Source organism: Planococcus halocryophilus (assembly GCF_022489025.1).
Classification (GTDB): Bacteria; Bacillota; Bacilli; order Bacillales_A; family Planococcaceae; genus Planococcus; species Planococcus halocryophilus_A.
Map to the genome: position 1 here is coordinate 1 of NZ_JAKVTG010000031.1, position 2,966 is coordinate 2,966.

At 53.0% G+C, this 2,966-nt stretch carries 1 rRNA gene; it reads right to left on the reverse strand.

The features are described 5' to 3' along the window. Position 1: 1 nt before the first annotated feature. Positions 2–2,935 (reverse strand): 23S ribosomal RNA (locus MLE13_RS17680). Positions 2,936–2,966: the final 31 nt, after the last annotated feature.

Below are 2,966 nucleotides of genomic sequence, written 5' to 3' on the forward strand. Positions count from 1 at the left end.
TTTGGTTAAGTCCTCGATCGATTAGTATTCGTCAGCTGCACATGTCGCCACGCTTCCACCTCGAACCTATCTACCTCATCGTCTTTGAGGGATCTTACTTGCTTGCGCAATGGGAAATCTCATCTTGAGGGGGGCTTCGTGCTTAGATGCTTTCAGCACTTATCCCGGCCACACATAGCTACCCAGCGATGCCCTTGGCAGAACAACTGGTACACCAGCGGTGTGTCCATCCCGGTCCTCTCGTACTAAGGACAGCTCCTCTCAAATTTCCTGCGCCCGCGACGGATAGGGACCGAACTGTCTCACGACGTTCTGAACCCAGCTCGCGTACCGCTTTAATGGGCGAACAGCCCAACCCTTGGGACCGACTACAGCCCCAGGATGCGATGAGCCGACATCGAGGTGCCAAACCTCCCCGTCGATGTGGACTCTTGGGGGAGATAAGCCTGTTATCCCCGGGGTAGCTTTTATCCGTTGAGCGATGGCCCTTCCATGCGGAACCACCGGATCACTAAGCCCGTCTTTCGACCCTGCTCGACATGTACGTCTCGCAGTCAAGCTCCCTTCTGCCTTTACACTCTTCGAATGATTTCCAACCATTCTGAGGGAACCTTTGGGCGCCTCCGTTACTCTTTAGGAGGCGACCGCCCCAGTCAAACTGCCCGCCTGACACTGTCTCCCAAGCCGATCAGGCTTGTGGGTTAGAATTTCAATACAACCAGGGTAGTATCCCACTGACGCCTCCTCCGAAGCTGGCGCTCCGGGCTCTAAGGCTCCTACCTATCCTGTACAAGTTGCACCAAAATTCAATATCAGGCTACAGTAAAGCTCCACGGGGTCTTTCCGTCCTGTCGCGGGTAACCTGCATCTTCACAGGTACTATAATTTCACCGAGTCTCTCGTTGAGACAGTGCCCAGATCGTTACGCCTTTCGTGCGGGTCGGAACTTACCCGACAAGGAATTTCGCTACCTTAGGACCGTTATAGTTACGGCCGCCGTTTACTGGGGCTTCAATTCGCACCTTCGCTTGCGCTAAGCACTCCTCTTAACCTTCCAGCACCGGGCAGGCGTCAGCCCCTATACGTCACCTTACGGTTTTGCAGAGACCTGTGTTTTTGCTAAACAGTCGCCTGGGCCTATTCACTGCGGCTCTCTCGGGCTATACACCCTACCAGAGCACCCCTTCTCCCGAAGTTACGGGGTCATTTTGCCGAGTTCCTTAACGAGAGTTCACTCGCTCACCTTAGAATTCTCTTCTCGCCTACCTGTGTCGGTTTGCGGTACGGGCACCTCCCGCCTCGCTAGAGGCTTTTCTTGGCAGTGTGAAATCAGGGACTCTAAGGGTAAACCCTCTTGCCATCACAGCTCAACGTATTAGGAATGGGATTTGCCTCATTCCACGCCTCACTGCTTGGACGTGCACAACCAACGGCACGCTCTCCTTATCCTTCTGCGTCCCCCCATTGCTCAAACGGCGGGGAGGTGGTACAGGAATATCAACCTGTTGTCCATCGTCTACGCCTATCGGCCTCGACTTAGGTCCCGACTAACCCTGAGCGGACGAGCCTTCCTCAGGAAACCTTAGGCATTCGGTGGACGGGATTCTCACCCGTCTTTCGTTACTCATACCGGCATTCTCACTTCTAAGCGCTCCACCAGTCCTTCCGGTCTGACTTCAACGCCCTTAGAACGCTCTCCTACCACGGATCTCTTACGAGATCCATCCACAGCTTCGGTAATCCGTTTAGCCCCGGTACATTTTCGGCGCAGTGTCACTCGACCAGTGAGCTATTACGCACTCTTTAAATGATGGCTGCTTCTAAGCCAACATCCTGGTTGTCTAAGCAACGCCACATCCTTTTCCACTTAACGGATATTTGGGGACCTTAGCTGGTGGTCTGGGCTGTTTCCCTCTTGACTACGGATCTTATCACTCGCAGTCTGACTCCCAAGCATAAATCACTGGCATTCGGAGTTTGTCTGAATTCGGTAACCCGGGATGGGCCCCTAGTCCAAACAGTGCTCTACCTCCAGGATTCTCTATCTTGAGGCTAGCCCTAAAGCTATTTCGGAGAGAACCAGCTATCTCCAGGTTCGATTGGAATTTCTCCGCTACCCACACCTCATCCCCGCACTTTTCAACGTGCGTGGGTTCGGGCCTCCAGTAAGTGTTACCTTACCTTCACCCTGGACATGGGTAGATCACCTGGTTTCGGGTCTACAACTACATACTTCGTCGCCCTATTCAGACTCGCTTTCGCTGCGGCTCCGCCTTCTCAGCTTAACCTTGCATGTAATCGTAACTCGCCGGTTCATTCTACAAAAGGCACGCCATCACCCATTAACGGGCTTTGACTACTTGTAGGCACACGGTTTCAGGATCTATTTCACTCCCCTTCCGGGGTGCTTTTCACCTTTCCCTCACGGTACTGGTTCACTATCGGTCACTAGGAAGTATTTAGCCTTGGGAGATGGTCCTCCCAGATTCCGACGGAATTTCACGTGTTCCGCCGTACTCAGGATCCACTCTGGAGGGGTAAGGTTTTCGGCTACGGGGCTGTTACCCGCTGCGGCGGACCGTTCCAGGTCGCTTCGCCTAATCCTACCTTTTGTAACTCCGTATAGAGTGTCCTACAACCCCAAGAGGCAAGCCTCTTGGTTTGGGCTGATCCCGTTTCGCTCGCCGCTACTCAGGGAATCGCATTTGCTTTCTCTTCCTCCAGGTACTTAGATGTTTCAGTTCCCTGGGTCTGCCTTCTCATGTGCTATAGATTCACACATGGATACTACTCGATTAAAAGTAGTGGGTTCCCCCATTCGGAAATCTCCGGATCATCGCTCACTTACAGCTCCCCGAAGCATATCGGTGTTAGTGCCGTCCTTCTTCGGCTCCTAGTGCCAAGGCATCCACCGTGCGCCCTTTCTAACTTAACCAATGGTTAATTAAAAAGTTGTGACAAAAAAT